This is a genomic window from Sphingopyxis bauzanensis, from assembly GCF_002205675.1.
Taxonomy (GTDB): Bacteria; Pseudomonadota; Alphaproteobacteria; order Sphingomonadales; family Sphingomonadaceae; genus Sphingopyxis; species Sphingopyxis bauzanensis.
Genome location: NZ_NISK01000001.1, coordinates 395,603 through 411,150, shown reverse-complemented (window position 1 = coordinate 411,150; position 15,548 = coordinate 395,603). Strand labels below are relative to the sequence as shown.

17 protein-coding genes and 3 pseudogenes are annotated in these 15,548 nt (G+C 61.9%); 10 read left to right on the top strand and 10 right to left on the bottom strand.

All coding sequences use genetic code 11. The features are described from left to right. Positions 1 to 85 precede the first annotated feature (85 nt). Positions 86 to 1,903 (bottom strand): CIA30 family protein, encoded by a 1,818-nt coding sequence (locus CDQ92_RS01985; RefSeq protein ID WP_088439602.1) that lies wholly within the window; start codon positions 1,901 to 1,903, stop codon positions 86 to 88. An 80-nt stretch (positions 1,904 to 1,983) separates the two neighbouring features. Between CDQ92_RS01985 and CDQ92_RS01980 the strand changes: the two genes are divergently transcribed. From CDQ92_RS01980 to CDQ92_RS01975, 3 genes are read left to right on the top strand one after another with little or no spacing between them, the layout of a single operon-like run. Next, positions 1,984 to 2,997 (top strand): ABC transporter ATP-binding protein, encoded by a 1,014-nt coding sequence (locus tag CDQ92_RS01980; protein ID WP_229667644.1) that lies wholly within the window; start codon positions 1,984 to 1,986, stop codon positions 2,995 to 2,997. Continuing rightward, a complete protein-coding gene (locus CDQ92_RS20725; protein ID WP_144035672.1) occupies positions 2,997 to 3,365 on the top strand; it encodes a hypothetical protein in 369 nt (122 codons plus the stop codon). Before CDQ92_RS01980 ends, CDQ92_RS20725 begins: the two co-directional genes overlap by 1 nt. Then, positions 3,346 to 3,651: a hypothetical protein gene (locus CDQ92_RS01975; RefSeq protein WP_144035671.1), complete on the top strand. Its 306-nt coding sequence runs from the start codon at positions 3,346 to 3,348 to the stop codon at positions 3,649 to 3,651. Before CDQ92_RS20725 ends, CDQ92_RS01975 begins: the two co-directional genes overlap by 20 nt. Before the next feature lie 15 nt (positions 3,652 to 3,666). Here the strand turns inward: CDQ92_RS01975 and CDQ92_RS01970 are convergent, their stop codons facing one another. Continuing rightward, entirely contained in the window at positions 3,667 to 3,894 is a 228-nt protein-coding gene (locus CDQ92_RS01970) for a hypothetical protein (protein ID WP_088439596.1), read from the bottom strand. A gap of 316 nt (positions 3,895 to 4,210) precedes the next feature. On the opposite strand from CDQ92_RS01970, the gene CDQ92_RS01960 reads away from it, so the two are divergent. The 3 genes from CDQ92_RS01960 to CDQ92_RS01950 are packed head-to-tail and all read left to right on the top strand — an operon-like array spanning position 4,211 to position 6,045. Beyond that, complete coding sequence (locus CDQ92_RS01960) at positions 4,211 to 4,711, top strand: HORMA domain containing protein (RefSeq protein WP_088439592.1); 501 nt, start codon at positions 4,211 to 4,213, stop codon at positions 4,709 to 4,711. Further along, positions 4,708 to 5,610 carry a CBASS oligonucleotide cyclase gene (locus CDQ92_RS01955; protein ID WP_088439590.1) on the top strand — a complete coding sequence of 301 codons (903 nt, stop codon included), beginning with the start codon at positions 4,708 to 4,710 and terminating at the stop codon, positions 5,608 to 5,610. Before CDQ92_RS01960 ends, CDQ92_RS01955 begins: the two co-directional genes overlap by 4 nt. Positions 5,611 to 5,631: 21 nt before the next feature. After that, the gene (locus tag CDQ92_RS01950) at positions 5,632 to 6,045 is read left to right on the top strand and encodes a hypothetical protein (protein WP_201792021.1); all 414 of its coding nucleotides are present in this window, start codon (positions 5,632 to 5,634) and stop codon (positions 6,043 to 6,045) included. Positions 6,046 to 6,264: 219 nt separating this feature from the next. On the opposite strand, the pseudogene CDQ92_RS21525 reads toward CDQ92_RS01950, so the two are convergent. Together CDQ92_RS21525 and CDQ92_RS01940 are read right to left on the bottom strand one after the other, a co-directional pair. Then, positions 6,265 to 6,522: pseudogene (locus CDQ92_RS21525) on the bottom strand (thermonuclease family protein); the annotation flags it as partial. Between the two features lie 332 nt (positions 6,523 to 6,854). After that, the gene (locus tag CDQ92_RS01940; protein WP_088440519.1) at positions 6,855 to 7,187 is read right to left on the bottom strand and encodes a helix-turn-helix domain-containing protein; all 333 of its coding nucleotides are present in this window, start codon (positions 7,185 to 7,187) and stop codon (positions 6,855 to 6,857) included. Positions 7,188 to 7,533: 346 nt separating this feature from the next. Between CDQ92_RS01940 and CDQ92_RS01935 the strand changes: the two genes are divergently transcribed. Together CDQ92_RS01935 and CDQ92_RS01930 are read left to right on the top strand one after the other, a co-directional pair. Next, positions 7,534 to 8,403: a hypothetical protein gene (locus tag CDQ92_RS01935; RefSeq protein WP_088439588.1), complete on the top strand. Its 870-nt coding sequence runs from the start codon at positions 7,534 to 7,536 to the stop codon at positions 8,401 to 8,403. Further along, positions 8,390 to 9,163 carry a hypothetical protein gene (locus CDQ92_RS01930; RefSeq protein WP_088440518.1) on the top strand — a complete coding sequence of 258 codons (774 nt, stop codon included), beginning with the start codon at positions 8,390 to 8,392 and terminating at the stop codon, positions 9,161 to 9,163. Before CDQ92_RS01935 ends, CDQ92_RS01930 begins: the two co-directional genes overlap by 14 nt. Positions 9,164 to 9,277: 114 nt before the next feature. Here CDQ92_RS01930 and CDQ92_RS20720 read toward each other — a convergent pair whose 3' ends face one another. Continuing rightward, positions 9,278 to 9,625, bottom strand: coding sequence for a hypothetical protein (locus tag CDQ92_RS20720; protein WP_144035670.1), 348 nt, complete (start codon positions 9,623 to 9,625; stop codon positions 9,278 to 9,280). A gap of 151 nt (positions 9,626 to 9,776) precedes the next feature. Then, positions 9,777 to 10,437 (bottom strand): annotated as a pseudogene (locus CDQ92_RS01925) (IS5 family transposase); the annotation flags it as partial. Between CDQ92_RS01925 and CDQ92_RS01920 the strand changes: the two are divergent. Then, a pseudogene (locus CDQ92_RS01920) lies at positions 10,436 to 10,621 on the top strand (IS630 family transposase); the annotation flags it as partial. The pseudogenes CDQ92_RS01925 and CDQ92_RS01920 overlap by 2 nt on opposite strands. A 40-nt stretch (positions 10,622 to 10,661) precedes the next feature. On the opposite strand, the gene CDQ92_RS01915 reads toward CDQ92_RS01920, so the two are convergent. The 3 genes from CDQ92_RS01915 to CDQ92_RS01905 form a co-directional block, all read right to left on the bottom strand. Then, complete coding sequence (locus CDQ92_RS01915) at positions 10,662 to 11,972, bottom strand: dicarboxylate/amino acid:cation symporter (protein WP_088439586.1); 1,311 nt, start codon at positions 11,970 to 11,972, stop codon at positions 10,662 to 10,664. Positions 11,973 to 12,124: 152 nt separating this feature from the next. Further along, complete coding sequence (locus CDQ92_RS01910) at positions 12,125 to 13,378, bottom strand: FAD-dependent oxidoreductase (protein WP_088439584.1); 1,254 nt, start codon at positions 13,376 to 13,378, stop codon at positions 12,125 to 12,127. A gap of 118 nt (positions 13,379 to 13,496) precedes the next feature. Beyond that, on the bottom strand, positions 13,497 to 14,447 hold the full coding sequence (locus tag CDQ92_RS01905; RefSeq protein WP_088439582.1) for a LysR family transcriptional regulator: 951 nt from the start codon (positions 14,445 to 14,447) through the stop codon (positions 13,497 to 13,499). An 83-nt stretch (positions 14,448 to 14,530) separates the two neighbouring features. On the opposite strand from CDQ92_RS01905, the gene CDQ92_RS01900 reads away from it, so the two are divergent. Then, positions 14,531 to 14,806 (top strand): SRPBCC domain-containing protein, encoded by a 276-nt coding sequence (locus tag CDQ92_RS01900; RefSeq protein ID WP_088439580.1) that lies wholly within the window; start codon positions 14,531 to 14,533, stop codon positions 14,804 to 14,806. 285 nt (positions 14,807 to 15,091) lie between these two features. Here CDQ92_RS01900 and CDQ92_RS01895 read toward each other — a convergent pair whose 3' ends face one another. Further along, on the bottom strand, positions 15,092 to 15,502 hold the full coding sequence (locus CDQ92_RS01895; RefSeq protein ID WP_088439578.1) for an SRPBCC domain-containing protein: 411 nt from the start codon (positions 15,500 to 15,502) through the stop codon (positions 15,092 to 15,094). Positions 15,503 to 15,548: the final 46 nt, after the last annotated feature.

The window sequence follows — 15,548 nt, the reverse complement described above, 5'->3', positions numbered from 1 at the left end:
GCTCGTGATGCTTTCTGTAACGCTCACCTTATTCGCCTATCGAATGGGTACACTGCTAAGGGAGAGGTTTTTGTCAAGGTCCAGCTCACTCTACAACCAGCCGTATCTGGTCAACCTCGATTGAGTAATCGCCGGGTGAGAACATTCCGATCAGCAGCATGGTGGTTCCGCTGCTGTCGAAGCGCGGGAGGTCGGCGAAGGGCACAGTGACGTCGCGCCAGTTTTCGCCGATCTCGATCTGCGAAAGCGCTGGCTGCTGGCCGCCCGCTTCGGAAAAGCCCATCACGCCGGGGCCGCTCGCTGAGCCACGAATGCGAAATGCAATGCCGGTTGCGCTTGAAAGATTGGCGGGTGCCATCATCCGCTCGCCGGGCATCCATGAAATTCCGGCCCATTGTGCAAAACTGCCCTCTGCGACCGTGCCCGTCAGGCGCAGCGCGCCGTCCGGGGTCAGCGACGCCTGCGCGGTGGATTTGCCACCCATCATTGCATCGGTGGAGACGTTCCAGCTGCCGAACGGCGCCTCGATCATCACCGTTTCGCCGGTCTGCGCGAATGTTGCGATCCTCCCATCCTGCGGCAAGGGTTTCGCCGTTCCGCCCTGAGCGCTGGCAGCAGCGATCTGTTCGCGGCGTTCCGTGCGCAGCGGCTCTGCTGACTGGCCGTCTTTCCAGACTTCGACAATATCTCGGGTGGCAGCGATATCGCGTGTCGGATCGCCGCGCACCAGCAACAAATCGGCAAAGGCACCGTCTGCGATTCTCCCGTGACCCGCGATCCCGAACGCCTGCGCTGGAGCTGATGTGGCAGCGACCAGCGCCTGTTGCGGGCTGAGGCCCGACTGGACGAGCAGTTCCAGTTCGCGGTGCAGCGACACGCCGAACCATGTCCCCGGATTGGGCGCGTCGCTTCCAGCCAGAATCGGGATGTCCGCATTGGTCAGCGCCAGAATGTTCGCCTGCATAGCCGGGGCAAAGGCGCCTATCCGGTCGCTTTCGGTGGCCGCTGAAAGGTTCGCAACAGCCTCACGTCCGAGCAGCGTGGCAAACCCCGCATGTTCGGCCAGTTCGCCGCTTCCCCCGCGACCGGCAAAACTCTCGAACACCGCAAAGGTCGGGCTGACGAACATGCCGCGCTCCTTCATCGCGGCCAACATTTCCGCATCGACGGGCGCATCGGCAAAGAAGTGGACAAGGCCATCGGCACCCGCAGCAATCGCCACCTGCGCAGCCGCCTTGGTGATCGTATGCACAACCGCCAGCTTGTCCCGGCGGTGCGCTGCCTCGACCAGCGCGGTCACGATGCGCTGATCGAGCGTCGGCAAGCTGCGACCGATGACCCCGCCACCCTCTTCAACCACGATCTTGATGTAGTCAGACCCTTCGGCAATGCGCGCGGCGACCCAGGCGTCGGCCTTTTCGGGCGCGGTCAGGGTTGGTACGTCGATACCGAATTGCGTGCCATGGCCGCCCGGTGCGGTTGCTAGAATGCCGGCGCTGTACAGATCCGCTTCGCCGGGATTCAAATGGGCGGCGGTGCGCGCCCGCGATGCCGCTGTCATGGTCGGCAAAGTGAACATGTCGAACACGCTCGTCACTCCGAACATCAGCGCATCGTCCAGACCGGCATAGGCGTGCACGTGCGCGTCGATCAAACCGGGCATCAACGTGCAGCCAGCACACGTCACGACCCACGCATCGCCGGGTGCGGGGCCCCGAAAGTCGTCTTCCACGATCCGGTTGCCGTCGATCAGGACTGAGCGCTTTTCGTGAACATCCACCCCGTCGAACACGCGCACATCGCGGATAAGCGTGGGCTGCGCGATGGCGGCTACGGGCGCAACCAGTGCGATGCTTGAGATCAGGGCTTTTCGGACGATGCGGCTTATGGGTGTGCTGGTCATGCTGGTCCTCTTTTGACGGCAGGTCCGCCTTTTAACGGGTGACTGCCTTTCGGATAGACCGCGTTACACCGGCGTGGGCAGTGACATTTGTCATGTTTTGGCAGTGCCGTATGTCACTGCAAAATGCTTTGCGCGGATGGCAAAACCCGGACCCAGCAAGGGAGATTGCCATGACATCCGACCTATCCGCCATTGCCCGGCTCATCGCCGTGGAAAAGCGATTGGGCAGCGTTCAGGCGCTGGCCGGGTTCGAACTCGATATCCGCCCCGGCGAAGTGACCGCGTTGCTTGGGCCCAACGGCGCGGGAAAGACCACTGCGGTCGGCGTTCTGACGGGTCGTCTGCTGGCCGATCGCGGAGAGGCGGAGCTTTTCGGCCTCGATCCACGCCGCCCGGCAGCGCGGGCACGGCTCGGCATCATGCTGCAATCGGCCAGCCTGCCCGATGTCCTGACCGTAGAGGAGATCGTGGCGCTTCAGGTCGGTTATTATCCCATGCCCAGATCGGTAGAGGAGACACTGGCCCTGGCCGGGCTGATCGATCTTGCCAGCCGCCGGGCGGGCGCGCTTTCGGGCGGGCAGACGCGCAGACTGCAATTCGCGCTTGCGATATGCGGGCGGCCCGATCTGCTGATCCTCGATGAACCGACCACCGGCCTCGATGCCGAAGCCCGGCGCGGCCTGTGGAGCACCGTTCGCGACACCGCCGATGAGGGCGCGGCGGTGCTTTTGACAACGCACTATCTCGAGGAGGCAGAGGTGCTGGCCGATCGCATCGTTGTGATCGATCGGGGCCGCGTGATCGCCGATGGTTCGACACATGACATCCGCGCAGGGACTGCGGGTTCGACCATCCGCTGCCGCACCCGTCGTTCCGTAGCGCAGCTTGCCGAACTGCCGGGCGCGATCCGCGTGGAGCGATCGGGAGGTGAGGTTCGAATGCTATGCAACGATGCCACTGCGACCCTGCGCTCGCTCTTGGACATTGCGGAGGATTGTACGGATTTGCGGGTCGAGGCTGCGAGCCTTGAAGATGCGCTTTCCAGCTTGATGCGTCCAGAATCTGACGAGACCCGTTTTGAGGAGGCCGCGTAATGACCAACCCAGACACACCATCGCTCGTCCCTCAATCGCGGCTCTACGCCATCGAGAGTATGGCCGAAATTCGCAAGAGCTGGCGCATGCCGCAGTTTATCCTGCCCACGATCCTGCTGCCGGTCGCGTTTTACGGCCTGTTCGCCATTGCCATGAGCGATGGCGGCACCCGAACGGCGGCATATGCCATGGCGACCTTTGGCGTGTTTGCCGCCATCGGCCCATCTCTGTTCGGATTTGGCGTGGGCGCGGGCGGGGGTCGAGCCCGCCGAGAGCTTTCGTTTCGACGCGATATGGGAGTCCGAGCTGGCCGCGATCGCCGGGGATGTTTTGCTAAACAAGGCGCCGGTGGCACGCTTCGAGATTGATGCGTTCGAGGGCGCCGAGCTGGATGCGGCGGAGGGCGAGGCGATCGAAGCGCTCTATTACAACTGGGCCGACCTTGCGGGCGATACGATATGCTTTGCGGTGGCGATCCGGATGGAGCCGGTCGAGGGGGCGGTTCGCTACCGCTCGACCGCCTTCAAGCCGCTCGACGTCAGTGCCGACGTGCCCGACCTCGACGCCTATGCGCATAAGCTCGCCGAGGCGGGCGGCTATCGCTTGCTCATCGACCCCGATACGATGCGGATTGTCGATCCCCGCGACGCGTGATCTGGCCGGGTTCGGTCAGGTCGCGCTGCCCGCGCGGTACCAGGGCGCGATATTTCTTGAGATCTTCTTGTCTAGAAACTGGCGGGCAGCTTCTTTCTCGCGCTTGCTGGCCTCGTTCCAGAAGTCGCGCTCGTTGAGCTCCCAATGCGCGGCCTTGCGCCAGGCGATCGGATCGCTGTCGCGGTCGAAGCGGACGTCGACGCCGAGCCACGCTGCCGACCGCCGATCGGCGGTCCGGCGCAACAGAGTGAGCGCCGCGAAAGCCTGGTCGGCGTTCTCGGCTTCGACAAATTGCCGCCACCAATGGCGCGCCGACGCGTCGCGGACGAGACGAAGGCCGGCCAGCGCCCGCCGCTCGTGATCGGGACTGTGGCCGAACCCTTCGAGGTCGGCGGCGTCGTGGGGGAGGTCGGCTCCCGTCGAAAAGCCGCCGAGGACGATCGCGCGGCGCTGGCGCCACGCGGTCGTCGACGCGGCGTCGGCCGCGCAGACATCGGAGAGCCACTGCGCATGAGGCGAGCGCAGGGCTCAGCTTCGATGCAGCGGGGTTTCTCGGATCATGACCGTCGTTTCAGCCTATAGCTACACCCATTCGGTCACCTTCGTGGCCGACAATATCCTCAGAAGCTTCAAGGAAATCATCCGCGAAGCAGGGCTCAGCCCGGCGCAATTCGTCGCCGACTGGGAAAAGAACCAGCGCGCGATCCGCTCGTGGATGGAGTCGGGGCATCTCCGCCGCGTCGTGCTCGAAATCTTTCATCCGGTGACCGACGAACTGATCCATCGCTGGGATCTCGACATCGCTTATGAATGGTCGGGCGGCGACGGCAGTTTCTATGCCGACATGGAGCAGCTCAAATATGCGATGAAGAAAGCAGGCGTCGCGCCGTCGCACGCCAAGTATGACATCGTGCTTCAGGTGACGCCCGGGCACCCGAGCGTTAGCGGCTGGGGCGACGGCGCGTGCCGGTCGACCGCCGGGCTGACACGCCATGCGCTCGGCAGCACCATCGATCATAACGGGCTCGGCGCGAGCGCCGCCTATTGGAGGCGCGCATGACGCTCACGACCGAGGAAGCCTTCCGCAAGTTCAAGAGCCGGCTCGAGCTCAACGACAAGGAGCAGGCGAATGCGAGCAAGCGCCACACCGAAGTCCGCGATTTTCTGCGGACGCGCTTTGCGATCGACCGCGACTTTCTGACGGGCTCTTACAAGCGCTGGACCAAGACCAAGCCGCTCAAGGACATTGACATCTTCTTCGTGCTCGGTGACGATGAAAAGGCATACCGGCAGAAGACGCCGTCGGTCGTGATCGACGATTTCCATGCGGCGCTGGTCGACAAATATGGCGAGGACTCGGTCCGCAAACAGGGGCGGTCGGTCGGCATTTCGTTCGGGGTCGTGCCCGATGCCGACGACAATACCGATTACCGCGTGCTTAGCATCGACGTCGTCCCGTCCTTCGCCGACGGCGACGATTATGAGATTCCCGACCGCGACCTCGGCGAGTGGATCCGCACCAACCCGGAAACGCACGCCCAGAAAGCGACCACCGCGCATCAGGCCTTTTCCAGCGAATGGAAGGGGCTCGTCCGGATGGTCAAATATTGGAACAATCAGGCGCGTCACGGCGAGAAGCCGGTCAAGCCGTCGTTCCTGATCGAGGTGATGGCGCTCGAATGCCTCCACGGCGGCTGGCACGGCCGCTTCGATTATGAAATCCAGGCCTTCTTCTCGACGCTCGCCGACCGGATCTTCGACGCGTGGCCCGATCCGGCCGGCCTCGGACCGCCGGTCAGCGACGGGATGGATCTCGCGCGCAAGACTCGCGCACGCGACCTCCTCCAGCAGGCGAGCCGCGAGGCGACGCTGGCCATCGACCATGCGCGGCGCGGACGGAATGGCGAGGCGCTGAAGGCGTGGCGAGCGCTTTTCGGTCCGAAGTTTCCGCTGTCCTAACCCCCGAGGCGAGATGCGATCATGAGCAATGCGGTCACGGCGCGCTGGCACGGCGACAATTACCAGGCGCGGGTGTTCTGGGAAAATGCGCTCAACCTCCTCGTGCCTCAATCCTGCGTCGTCGAAGTGACGTTCGAGGCCGACGGCCCGAAGGCCTTCGACGATGTGGTGGTTCTGTACGATCCCGCGATCGCGCGCTCGGGACCGGTGAAGGTCCCGGCCGACTATCATCAGGTCAAATGGCATGTCGAATATGGGGGCCGCTTCGGCTTCGAGGATTTCGTCGACCCCGATTTTATCGGCGGACAGAAATTCTCGCTGCTTGAGCGGCTCCGCGATGCGAAGGCGTCGGCGCCCGCGGGCGCCAATTTCACCTTCCTGACTACTTACCGCGTGCGCGATGGCGATCCGCTCGGTCGTCTGGCCGCGGTATAACGGCGCGGCACCCGCTGCCCATGCCGCATTGCAATTGCGGTAATAGACGCCGGACGGCGCCGACGATGCAATAGGCTGGCGCACGACGGATGCCTGCGGCTTAGGCCGATGTGCCCTGGGATTGGCGGCCCGATAATCCGCCGGCTGCTGGAAGTCGGAAGCCCAGATGCCCAGTTTGAGGGCCTTGGCGCGCGCCTCGGCGCTGAGATAGCGATCGCTAAACTGTGGCAATGCGACCGCAAGGCCTGCTTCAACCATCGCCTGGCCCAGGTCCACTTGCCGTGCGGTGCAGCTGGCGACGATCCGGTCATAGTCATCAACATCGCGCTGCTCACAGCGCAATTCGGCACCATTGACCAGTTGCGCCAGTTTCGCCGACGCTTCTTTCCCGCATGCCCAGCTTTGACCCTGACGCGAACATGTCTGGTAAAGCTCGGGGGCATCGACGCCGTGTAAGCGGACAACGATCCCCGCCATGTCGAGGGAGTCGCCGTCCTTTGCACGGCCCGTTCCACTAATGTCCTGCGCGGACGCGGAAAGCGGGGTCAGCGCCAGTGCGATTACAAAAAACCATTTCATGGGAAGAAATTTAGCGCGGTTAGCTTACCAATTTCTTGAACATCCTCGATCGATCGAGCCGAATATCCGCTATGCGAATATTCGCCCCAAGACCGACTGACTGAACCGGCAATAGCCGAATCGACCAAAGCGCCGACCGCGCCGAACTCCTTTGCTGCGGACGTGGCGCCGGTAACAACCAAGAGGGTATGGGTCGGGCCTTCAGACCAGTGCTGAGAGCGCCCGCTCCGCTACCCCCCAGAGCGGCGCTTCTGCATGCCTTTGATGATATCCCCAAGGACCAGGCGATCTTGGGGGTCGAGAGATTTCAGATCACGGTACATGACGAGCAAATGCTCGTCATCGCTATCTTCGTCCGGCTTCTCACCGACAAGGCTTGCGATAGATACCTCAAAGTGATTGGCGAGCTTTCGGACAAGTTCGATCGACGGATTTGTGGCGGTGCCTTTCTCAAGCTCCCAGATATGCGCCTTCGACGCGCCGATGGCGTCAGCTACTGTTTGAAGCGATTGCTGCTTTGCCGTGCGAAGGTTCTGCAGCCTCATCGCCAACGACATGTCCATGACCTCCTTCGACACAACTTAACATTAGAGCAACCCCATAGAAATCAACGAGCGTTCGGTCAAACGAACGACTTCGTCCGGCCGGTTGACTCTAGTCGTTTTCGGATATATCGAACAATATTGTAACTAATAATCTTACAAAGCATCGCATGAACCGTAGTCAGCGTACCGTTCCCGCCCTCGCAGCTGGGCAATGCAGTCGGCAGGGAAGCCTCGGGGCGCTGGACCGATCATCGCGTGCCGACGTCCGGGAACGAGACGCGCCCGTGTACCGACCGGGGCAGCACCATGACGCGTAGCCGGAAGCGATCAGCATCCGTTCCGCAGATCAAGCTGGAGAGAAGACATGGCTAAAACTACCACGTCCAAGGCGATAGTGCCCGCTGGGCGGCGCAAGACGACCGTCATGCGAAAGGCAGCCACGGTTGCCGTTGCGCCCGCCACGGACGGCACACTGCTGCCGATCCTCGGCTCCGACCTCGCTGTGGCGAAGCTGATCGGCGACGGAGGCGATGTCATGCGAGAGGGCGGCGTCGTTCTCGTAACCGGTCGCGCTTATGCGACCCGCGCGGGCGTCGTCCCCGCGGAAGAAATATTCTACGATCAGGCACCGCGGCCCGGTGGCAAGGGTCCGTGGCTCGGAGAGGCGGACAAGGTCAGCTGGCGCGACGAGGCGAGTGGCTATGACTGCATCATGTTGCGTGACACGGACGATGGTTTTCTGTCCGGATATGTCGGCATTCCCCACAACCACCCACTCTGGGGCTGGGATAATGGCGCAGTTCCGTCGGACATCGGGATCGAGGTGCATGGCGGTTTGACCTATTCACGACTGTGCGAGGAAGGGCCGAGTCCGGCGCGTCGTTTAGCCGTCGAGGCGCGCCGCATCTGCCACGTGACATTACGCCCGGCGGCCTACCATCCGGTAGCGCACGCTACCGATCACCGGGTCGAAGACCCGCACGCATGGTGGTTCGGCTTCAGTTGCGATCATGCGTACGATCTCATTCCCAGACATGCGCAGATTTCCTCCAGGCCTAAGTCATCGGAACTCGCACGGACCTATCGCGACGATGCCTATGTTGTCCGGGAAACGGTCGCGCTCGCTGCTCAACTGCGCGCGATCGCGGAGGGGGACGCAGCGCCACAGCGCGACGACCAGCCGCCGCCGATCGGTCTCGATCCCCGTCGCGGAGGTGGCCGTGGCCGACTTTGATCGCCACGCCGGCGACCTCCCGTGGGGTTGGTGGCTTCGAGCCAATCCGCGCGGCTACGAGGATGCAGCGGGACGCCATTGGTCGAGCGTCAGGGACGCCTTCTGGGAAGGAGAACTTGGCTTCCCCCCGGTCCACTTCGCACCTGAACAGCATGAACTGATGCTGAGGGTCATGACCGCGATCAACGCGAGCTGGTTTGGCACGGAGAGCAACCACGATGTTTTCGGCGGGGACATGATGTTCTGGCGATTCTATCAGTGCTGGCTCGCCAGCATCGGTATGGTCGAGACATCGGAGGGGAGGAACGTCTTCGATGGGGGGCTGAGCTCATTGGGGAAGTCGGTCCTCATGATGCTGCGGGCCACGCGCGAGCCGGGATTCGAGCGTTTGCCAATGTCGGCGGTTGTGGCGGCGGTCAGTGCGAACAAGGGGCTCGACGCCGAGGCACGAGAGCGGGCGCTGATGACCTTTGAGCAGCAGGTTGGGTTTCGTCGCCATCTGTTTGCGCGCGAAAATCTGGGAAGGCGATACCTGGTGACGTTGACCGGGCTTACGGTTGGCGCTCGGATGCCGACGCGCAATATCGTCTGGTCGCAATCCTTCGCCGGTGCAAGATCGCGCGATGACCTCTTCGCCTGGCTCGCCGAGCGGGTGCACCGTTGGGATGATTGGGGAGAGATCGCCTATCGAAGGAGCGCGGCTGCGCTTACAAGCCATCTGTTGTCCGTCATCGTCGGAGCGGGCGATCTGTCTCGGTGACCACTCCTCACGAGGAAGATCCAGCTTCGGCAATGTTCGATCCGAGTATGACATGTGTTCAGTCCGGACATCTGGATATGATTGACATAAACCGGTTTCGTCCCGAACTCCCGATTATGGCGCAGCTGCAATCAAATCCTCCCACTTGATCGCGCGAACAGGGTCCGATACGGAAATGATGGTTTGAATTCCAAAATCATTTTCCGCATCCGTGATTTCGGTCGATCCTTGCAAAAATGGATGTTCGATGAGCTTACATAGGGGCTGACCTATTAGCGCGCTCGTGATGATGGCGGGGAACACGCGGGAAACTTCAACACCCCACTGCCGATGCCAGTGCAGTGGAGGGATACTGGCCTCAAAACCAATGCGTCCATTGTGCGCGTAAATATTAGCCCAAGTATGGCGCTTTTGACCGGTCCAGAGATTTAGCTGATTACCGGAACTTCCCGCCTTGATCATTCGGTTTATAGCCTAGCCTACGCTTTGACCGGACGCGTTTATCGCGTGCTCGGCACTGGCATTTATTTCGAGAATCGCATCCTGAGCGGCCAGTCGTTGCCGCACCTTGAGACGATCCTCCTGCTCCTGGCCTAGGGTCAGGACTCATTGATCAGAGCCAGAAGATGACGGTTGCGGCGAGGGCTATGGCGGAGAAGAAGGCCTTCGGGCACCGATCGTAGCGTGTGGCGACGCGCCGCCAGTCCTTGAGGCGGCCGAACATGATCTCGATGCGATTGCGGCGTTTGTAACTACGCTTGTCGTATTTTACGGTCTTGTTCCGTATTTTCCGGCCCGGGATGCAGGGCGTGATGCCCTTTTTCTGCAAGGCATCGCGGAACCAGTCGGCATCATAGCCCCGGTCGGCGAGCATCCATTGCGCTTTGGGCAGACTGTCGAGCAAAGCAGCTGCGCCGGTGTAATCGCTGACCTGCCTGGCGGTCATGAAGAAGCTGATCGGGCGGACATTTGCATCGGTTACGGCATGAAGCTTGGTGTTCATACCGGCCTTCGTGCGGCCGATCAGGCGTCCCGGCCCCCTTTTTTACTCCAAGGCTCGACGCCGTGCGGTGGGCCTTCAAATAAGTCGCGTCGATCATGATCGTCTTGCGATCGGGAGCCTGAGGTGTCGCCAGGCCTTCCATCATCCGGATGAAGATGCCCTTGTCGCTCCACCGCTTCCAGCGATTGTAGAGCGTCTTTGCCGGGCCATATTCTCTCGGCGCATCTCGCCACCTCAGCCCATTGCGATTGACGAAGATGATGCCGCTCAAGCAGCTGCAACGCGGCGTCCACCGATCCACGGCGGAACTCGAGGCCGATATCACCGCCTTCATCGCCGCTCACAACGAAAATCCCAAACCCTACAAATGGGTCAAATCAGCCGACGAAATACTCGCCGCCGTTAAACGCTTCTGCCAAAAAACAATGAGCCGAACTTCAGATTCAGGTGACTAGCTCGGCGGCGGCGATCGAGCGGCGCAAGAGCATAGCAAACTCATTCGTCGTTGGCGGAGAGATATTCGCGCACGTCCATCTCTTTTTCCCAGCGCGCGACAGCGACAGCGATAGACAGGTCGGACGTGACGTTGGGAATGGTACGGATCATGTCGAGGATGCGATCGAACGGCAGGATGAAGCCGACGACGATCGCCGTCTGCGCGGGCGTGATGCCGATCGCATGAAGCACCGCGGCGAGCACGAAGAGTGACCCCGAAGGGACCGGAGCGACCCCCATCGCGACGATCGTCGTCGTCCCGGCGATCACCAGATAATCGGCGAAGCTCAGATCGACCCCGAAAGCCTGCGCAGCGAACAGGGTGAGCATGGCGACATACATGGCGGCGCCGTCCATTCCGATAGTGGCGCCCAGCGGCAGCACCGTCGAGGCGACGGGGGGCGAAACGCCCAAGTTGCGCTCGGCGACGCGGATCGCGACGGGCAACGTCGCGCTCGACGACGAGGTCGAAAAGCCGACCATGATCGCGTCGGCAATACCGCGAAAGAAAGGAAGCGGCGGCAACCAGGCAAGCAGCCGCACCACGATGCCGCCATGGATGACCAGCGTGACGATCGCCGATCCCACGATGACGCATAGCCCGAGCTTGAGCACGGCAAGAAAACTTGCCGGACCGGTGGTACCCATGACGACCGCGATCAGTGCGAATACACCGAAAGGTGCGGTTTCCATGACGAAACCGACGATACGCAGCATCACTTCGGCGGCGCTCGCCAGCAGGCGGCGCACCGGCTCGGCCTCCTTGCCCGCGGCGATGACCCCGGCGCCGACAAGGACGGCGAAGAAAATCACCGATAGCGTCGCGCCGTTCGCCATCGCACCGATCGGATTGTCGGGCACGATCTCCATGAACATGCGGGCCGTGTCCTGCGGCTCGGCTACCGCCCGCGGCACCGCGCCAGCAAAGCTCGCTCCTGCCCCCGGCGCGATGAGGGTCGCGACCACAAGGCCGGTCGTCACTGCGAGCGCGGTGGTAAGAACATACATGCCGAGCGTCTTCACACCAATGCTGCCCAACCGCTTGGGATCAGCCAGCGCCGCGACACCCGAGGCGATCGTCAAAAAGACCAGCGGGATCACCAGCATGCGGATCAACCGCACGAACAGTTCGCCAACCCACGCAATCGAGGTCGCCCCTTCCCCCCAGACGAACCCCAGCAACGCGCCGAGTACGAGCGCGGCCAGGATACGCTTCCACAGCGCGACACCAAACCACCAACGGGTCAGTATCCCGGACGACGCACGTGTCGACCGGGGCGCCGGTTGTGAAGTTTCCTTGATCTGTTCCATCTTTTTGCAACCCGCTCCCTTCGTCGTCTCGCTGGACGACCTTTTGTCATATTCTGTTCCGAGGCCCCGCCGTTCCCACGCCGGTGGATTGATCGAAACGGCGGGTCGGCGCCCTTATCCGGCCGTTCTTATTCGTTTCGCTCCATCGCTGTTCAACTTCCGGTTTCAATGATGGCGGCAACGCGCTCGGCGGAACCCGCGGCGTAAGTCCAGCCGAGCGCCCCATGTCCCGTGTTGGCAATCACTCCGGGCGCGATAGGACGGGTGATAGGAAGCGAGTCGGGCGTCATCGGCCGCAAACCCGTCCAGTTTGAGTCGATCCGGTCATAGTCCGCAGCGCCCGGCAGCGCGGCGCGCGCGCTGCTCACAAGCGCAGCAAGGCGCGATGGCTCGATCGCGGTGTCACGGCGACCGAGGTCGGCAAGGCCGGCGATTCGCATCTTGTCGCCGAGCCGCGCGAAAACGACGCGATTGGCCGAATCTGTAATGCTCACACGCGGCGCCTCTTCACCCAGCCGTGCCGTGATCGAATAGCCTTTCATCGGCATGACCGGCAAGCGGACGCCCACGCCTTGCGCGAGGCCCACCGACGCCATGCCAGCGCAAAGAACGACCTGATCGGCCTCGATCCGCTGCCCCCCGGCAATCAGCACCGCTGGGCGGCGCCCGCACGCGTCAATCCGGTCGATGACGGTATCATAGAGGCTGGCAAAGCCGCCGCCCCGCGCCAGCGCCGCCTGCGCCCCCGTACAGAAGCGATGGGGATCGCCGACCTCCTCACCTGCGGTGTGAATCGCCCCGACGATCGAGGAACGGATCGATTCGAGCGCCGGTTCGATAGCGACTGCGCGGTCGGCATCGAGGATGGTCTGTTCGGCACCAGCCGCCATCTTGTCTGCGACCAGCGTTTGCGCTGCTGAGAAGCCCTTTGTCGATCGATAGATGATGATCTTGCCCGGTGTGTCATGCGAAAAGTCGATGGCATGGCGATGCACAAGCGCATGAAGCGCACGACGTGACTGGGCCGCGAGGGCCAACCCCTCGAGCGTATTGCGACGAAAACGGTCGGCGCTGCCGTTTCGCAGGAAAGCGAGAGTCCAGCGCATGAAATCAAGATCGAGCCGCGGCGAGAAGCGAAAGGCCGGGTTGCGCGAAAGCAGCAATCCTGGAAACTGCGCGAGCGTCGACGGGCTCGCCAATGCGTCCGTATAGGCATAGCTTAGCTGCGCCCCGTTGGCGAAAGACGTTCCGCGACCAGGCTCGGTAGCGGAGTCGATAACCGTTACGCGATGTCCCCGATCGACCAGCGTCAGCGCGGTGGCCATACCGACCACCCCTGCACCGATCACGATGACTTCCCGCCGGGTCGTCGCCAAGGATTCGTCAAGGCGAAATTCCACGTGCATCTATCGAGTCCGTCTCCAGAAAACCGGCCGCTGGCTCAGCGGCGCACCTTTCCCAAAAACATGATCGAAACCCGGACGGTCGCAAACCAGCAACCTTTGTTACAGACATAGCCTCAAGCTATGATGTGACGGCACGCACCGCCTCGAGAACATCGCCAAATGTTCGAAGAAATTGTCCCACGATTTTTGAGGGCGGGCGATCTTCCAGCGTGACCCACGAGACGGTGAAATCGAGGGCAGGATCGCTTCGAAACCAGGTAAAATCGCGCGTCTGCGATGCGCGCGCGGTAAATTCATCGATGACAGTGACCCCACCTTCGAGCTGCGCAAGCCTAGCCGCGATAAAGAAGGTCTGCACCGACACGGCTTCGCGGTAAGTAATGCCACCGCTTTGCACGGCCCGGGTGAGCACGTCCCCGATCGGTCCCGTTGCCGCAACTCCGATCAGATCGCGGTCTGCAAGCCGTTCGAGCGGTAGCCGGCCATCCACATTGCCGAACGTATTGGCAGGGGCGAAAACGACGAGCTCGCCTTCTGCCAGCGGAGCACTGGTCAGCCGGGGGTGGGGCGGCGGGGTATAGGCAATCGCAACGTCGGTTTCGCGTTCGATCAGCGACCGTACCAGATCGTCATGATGATAGGTATGCACCTCAAAGGTCACGCGAGGCCAGTCGCGTCGAAATTGTGCCATCGCCTGCGGCAGGACGTCGAGCGCGAGACTGGGTACGGTACCTAGGCGGATATGCCCCCCTCCCGTTTGCGAAAGATTGCGCGCGGTCTGCTGCAGTGACGCCAGACGGTCAAAGATATCGCCAGCTTCACGGATCAGCGCATGAGCCTCGTCGGTTGCCACCAGCCGCCCCCGGACAAGTTGGAACAGTGAACACCCTAGACTATCCTCGGCATGTCGCAAGGTTTTGGAAACTGAGGGTTGGGACACGCCCAGCGCCCGCGCCGCTGCACTGATCGAACCATGCATATAAACGGCGTGAAAAACTTCAATCTGACGAAATCGCATGCCCCCATTGTATATTTGCGGCAGCAAATGGCCAGCGGCTTTTGCGGTCATGGTCGCTTGGCAACGGCTTCGACCTCAATTAGCGCGCCCAGCGCGAGCAGCTCCGTGTCGAGCGGAGCGGGTTTCGCAATTCAATGGGCGAGCACAACAGCGAGGGTCGCTATTTTGAGATCAAGGAAGGAGAACGCATCGTACTGGCCTATTCGATGGCGGTGAACGGGCGCGTCCATACCGTCTCGCTGGCCACAATCTTGTTTCGAGACGAGAATGGCGGAACACGACTTACTTACACTGAACAGATGTGTGTGATCGCTCCAAGCGACGGAGTCGAAGGCCGTAAGCACGGGTGGAACGCGCTGCTGAACGGCTTGGCTGGTTATCTTGAAGCCGATACCCGACAAACTGCGTAGGCGTTGTCGCAGTAATCCTAAAGCCTGCACCACGTTCGCAGCGGCCCGGAATCCGGGCCGCGAAGTGTCGCAAATGTCTGTCGCGAAACTTTGACTTTTGCACGTGACTTTTGCGACAGAAATTCCCCTGAAAATTCAACGCCGGCGATTTTGTCGCAAAACTTAGGAGTTCTGCGACAACGGACGCCGCAGGAGGGTGGAGCGGTACGGCGGCTTTCGGATCACGACGCGGTAAAGCCGCCCTACACCCGCCAGAGACCCCCCGCGTGCAACGTAGGCTTGCCGTCAACCAGCAATCGCGGTGACGTGCCGAGCGAAGTTGTCGAGAACGCCTTGCCAGTCCTGGCGCTGCTCGTCCACGGATGGGGTTGGTTCGGCATCGAACGTTTGATGGACGACGACGCCCGCCTCGGTCTCTGCGAACTCGACACGCACATGGCGGTCGTCATCCGTCCGCCACTCGATCACCCGCATCGGCTCGAGCCTGGTGTAGGTTGCGGCGAAGTCAAAACTCGTGCCGTCGTGTCTGGGCTCGATGCGGAGCTTTAGCAGACCGCCGACCTGCAAGTCGTTCGACGCCCAGGTGGTGCGCCAGTCGTCGGATGCGTCCCACTGCACGATGTCGGCGGGATCGTTGAAGGCCCGCCAGACGGTCTCGATCGGTGAATCGATGAGTGCTTCCGTCGTGATCTTCATGGTCTCAATCCTAGTCGTCGGTGCGCTAAGGTTAGCTCAAAACCGT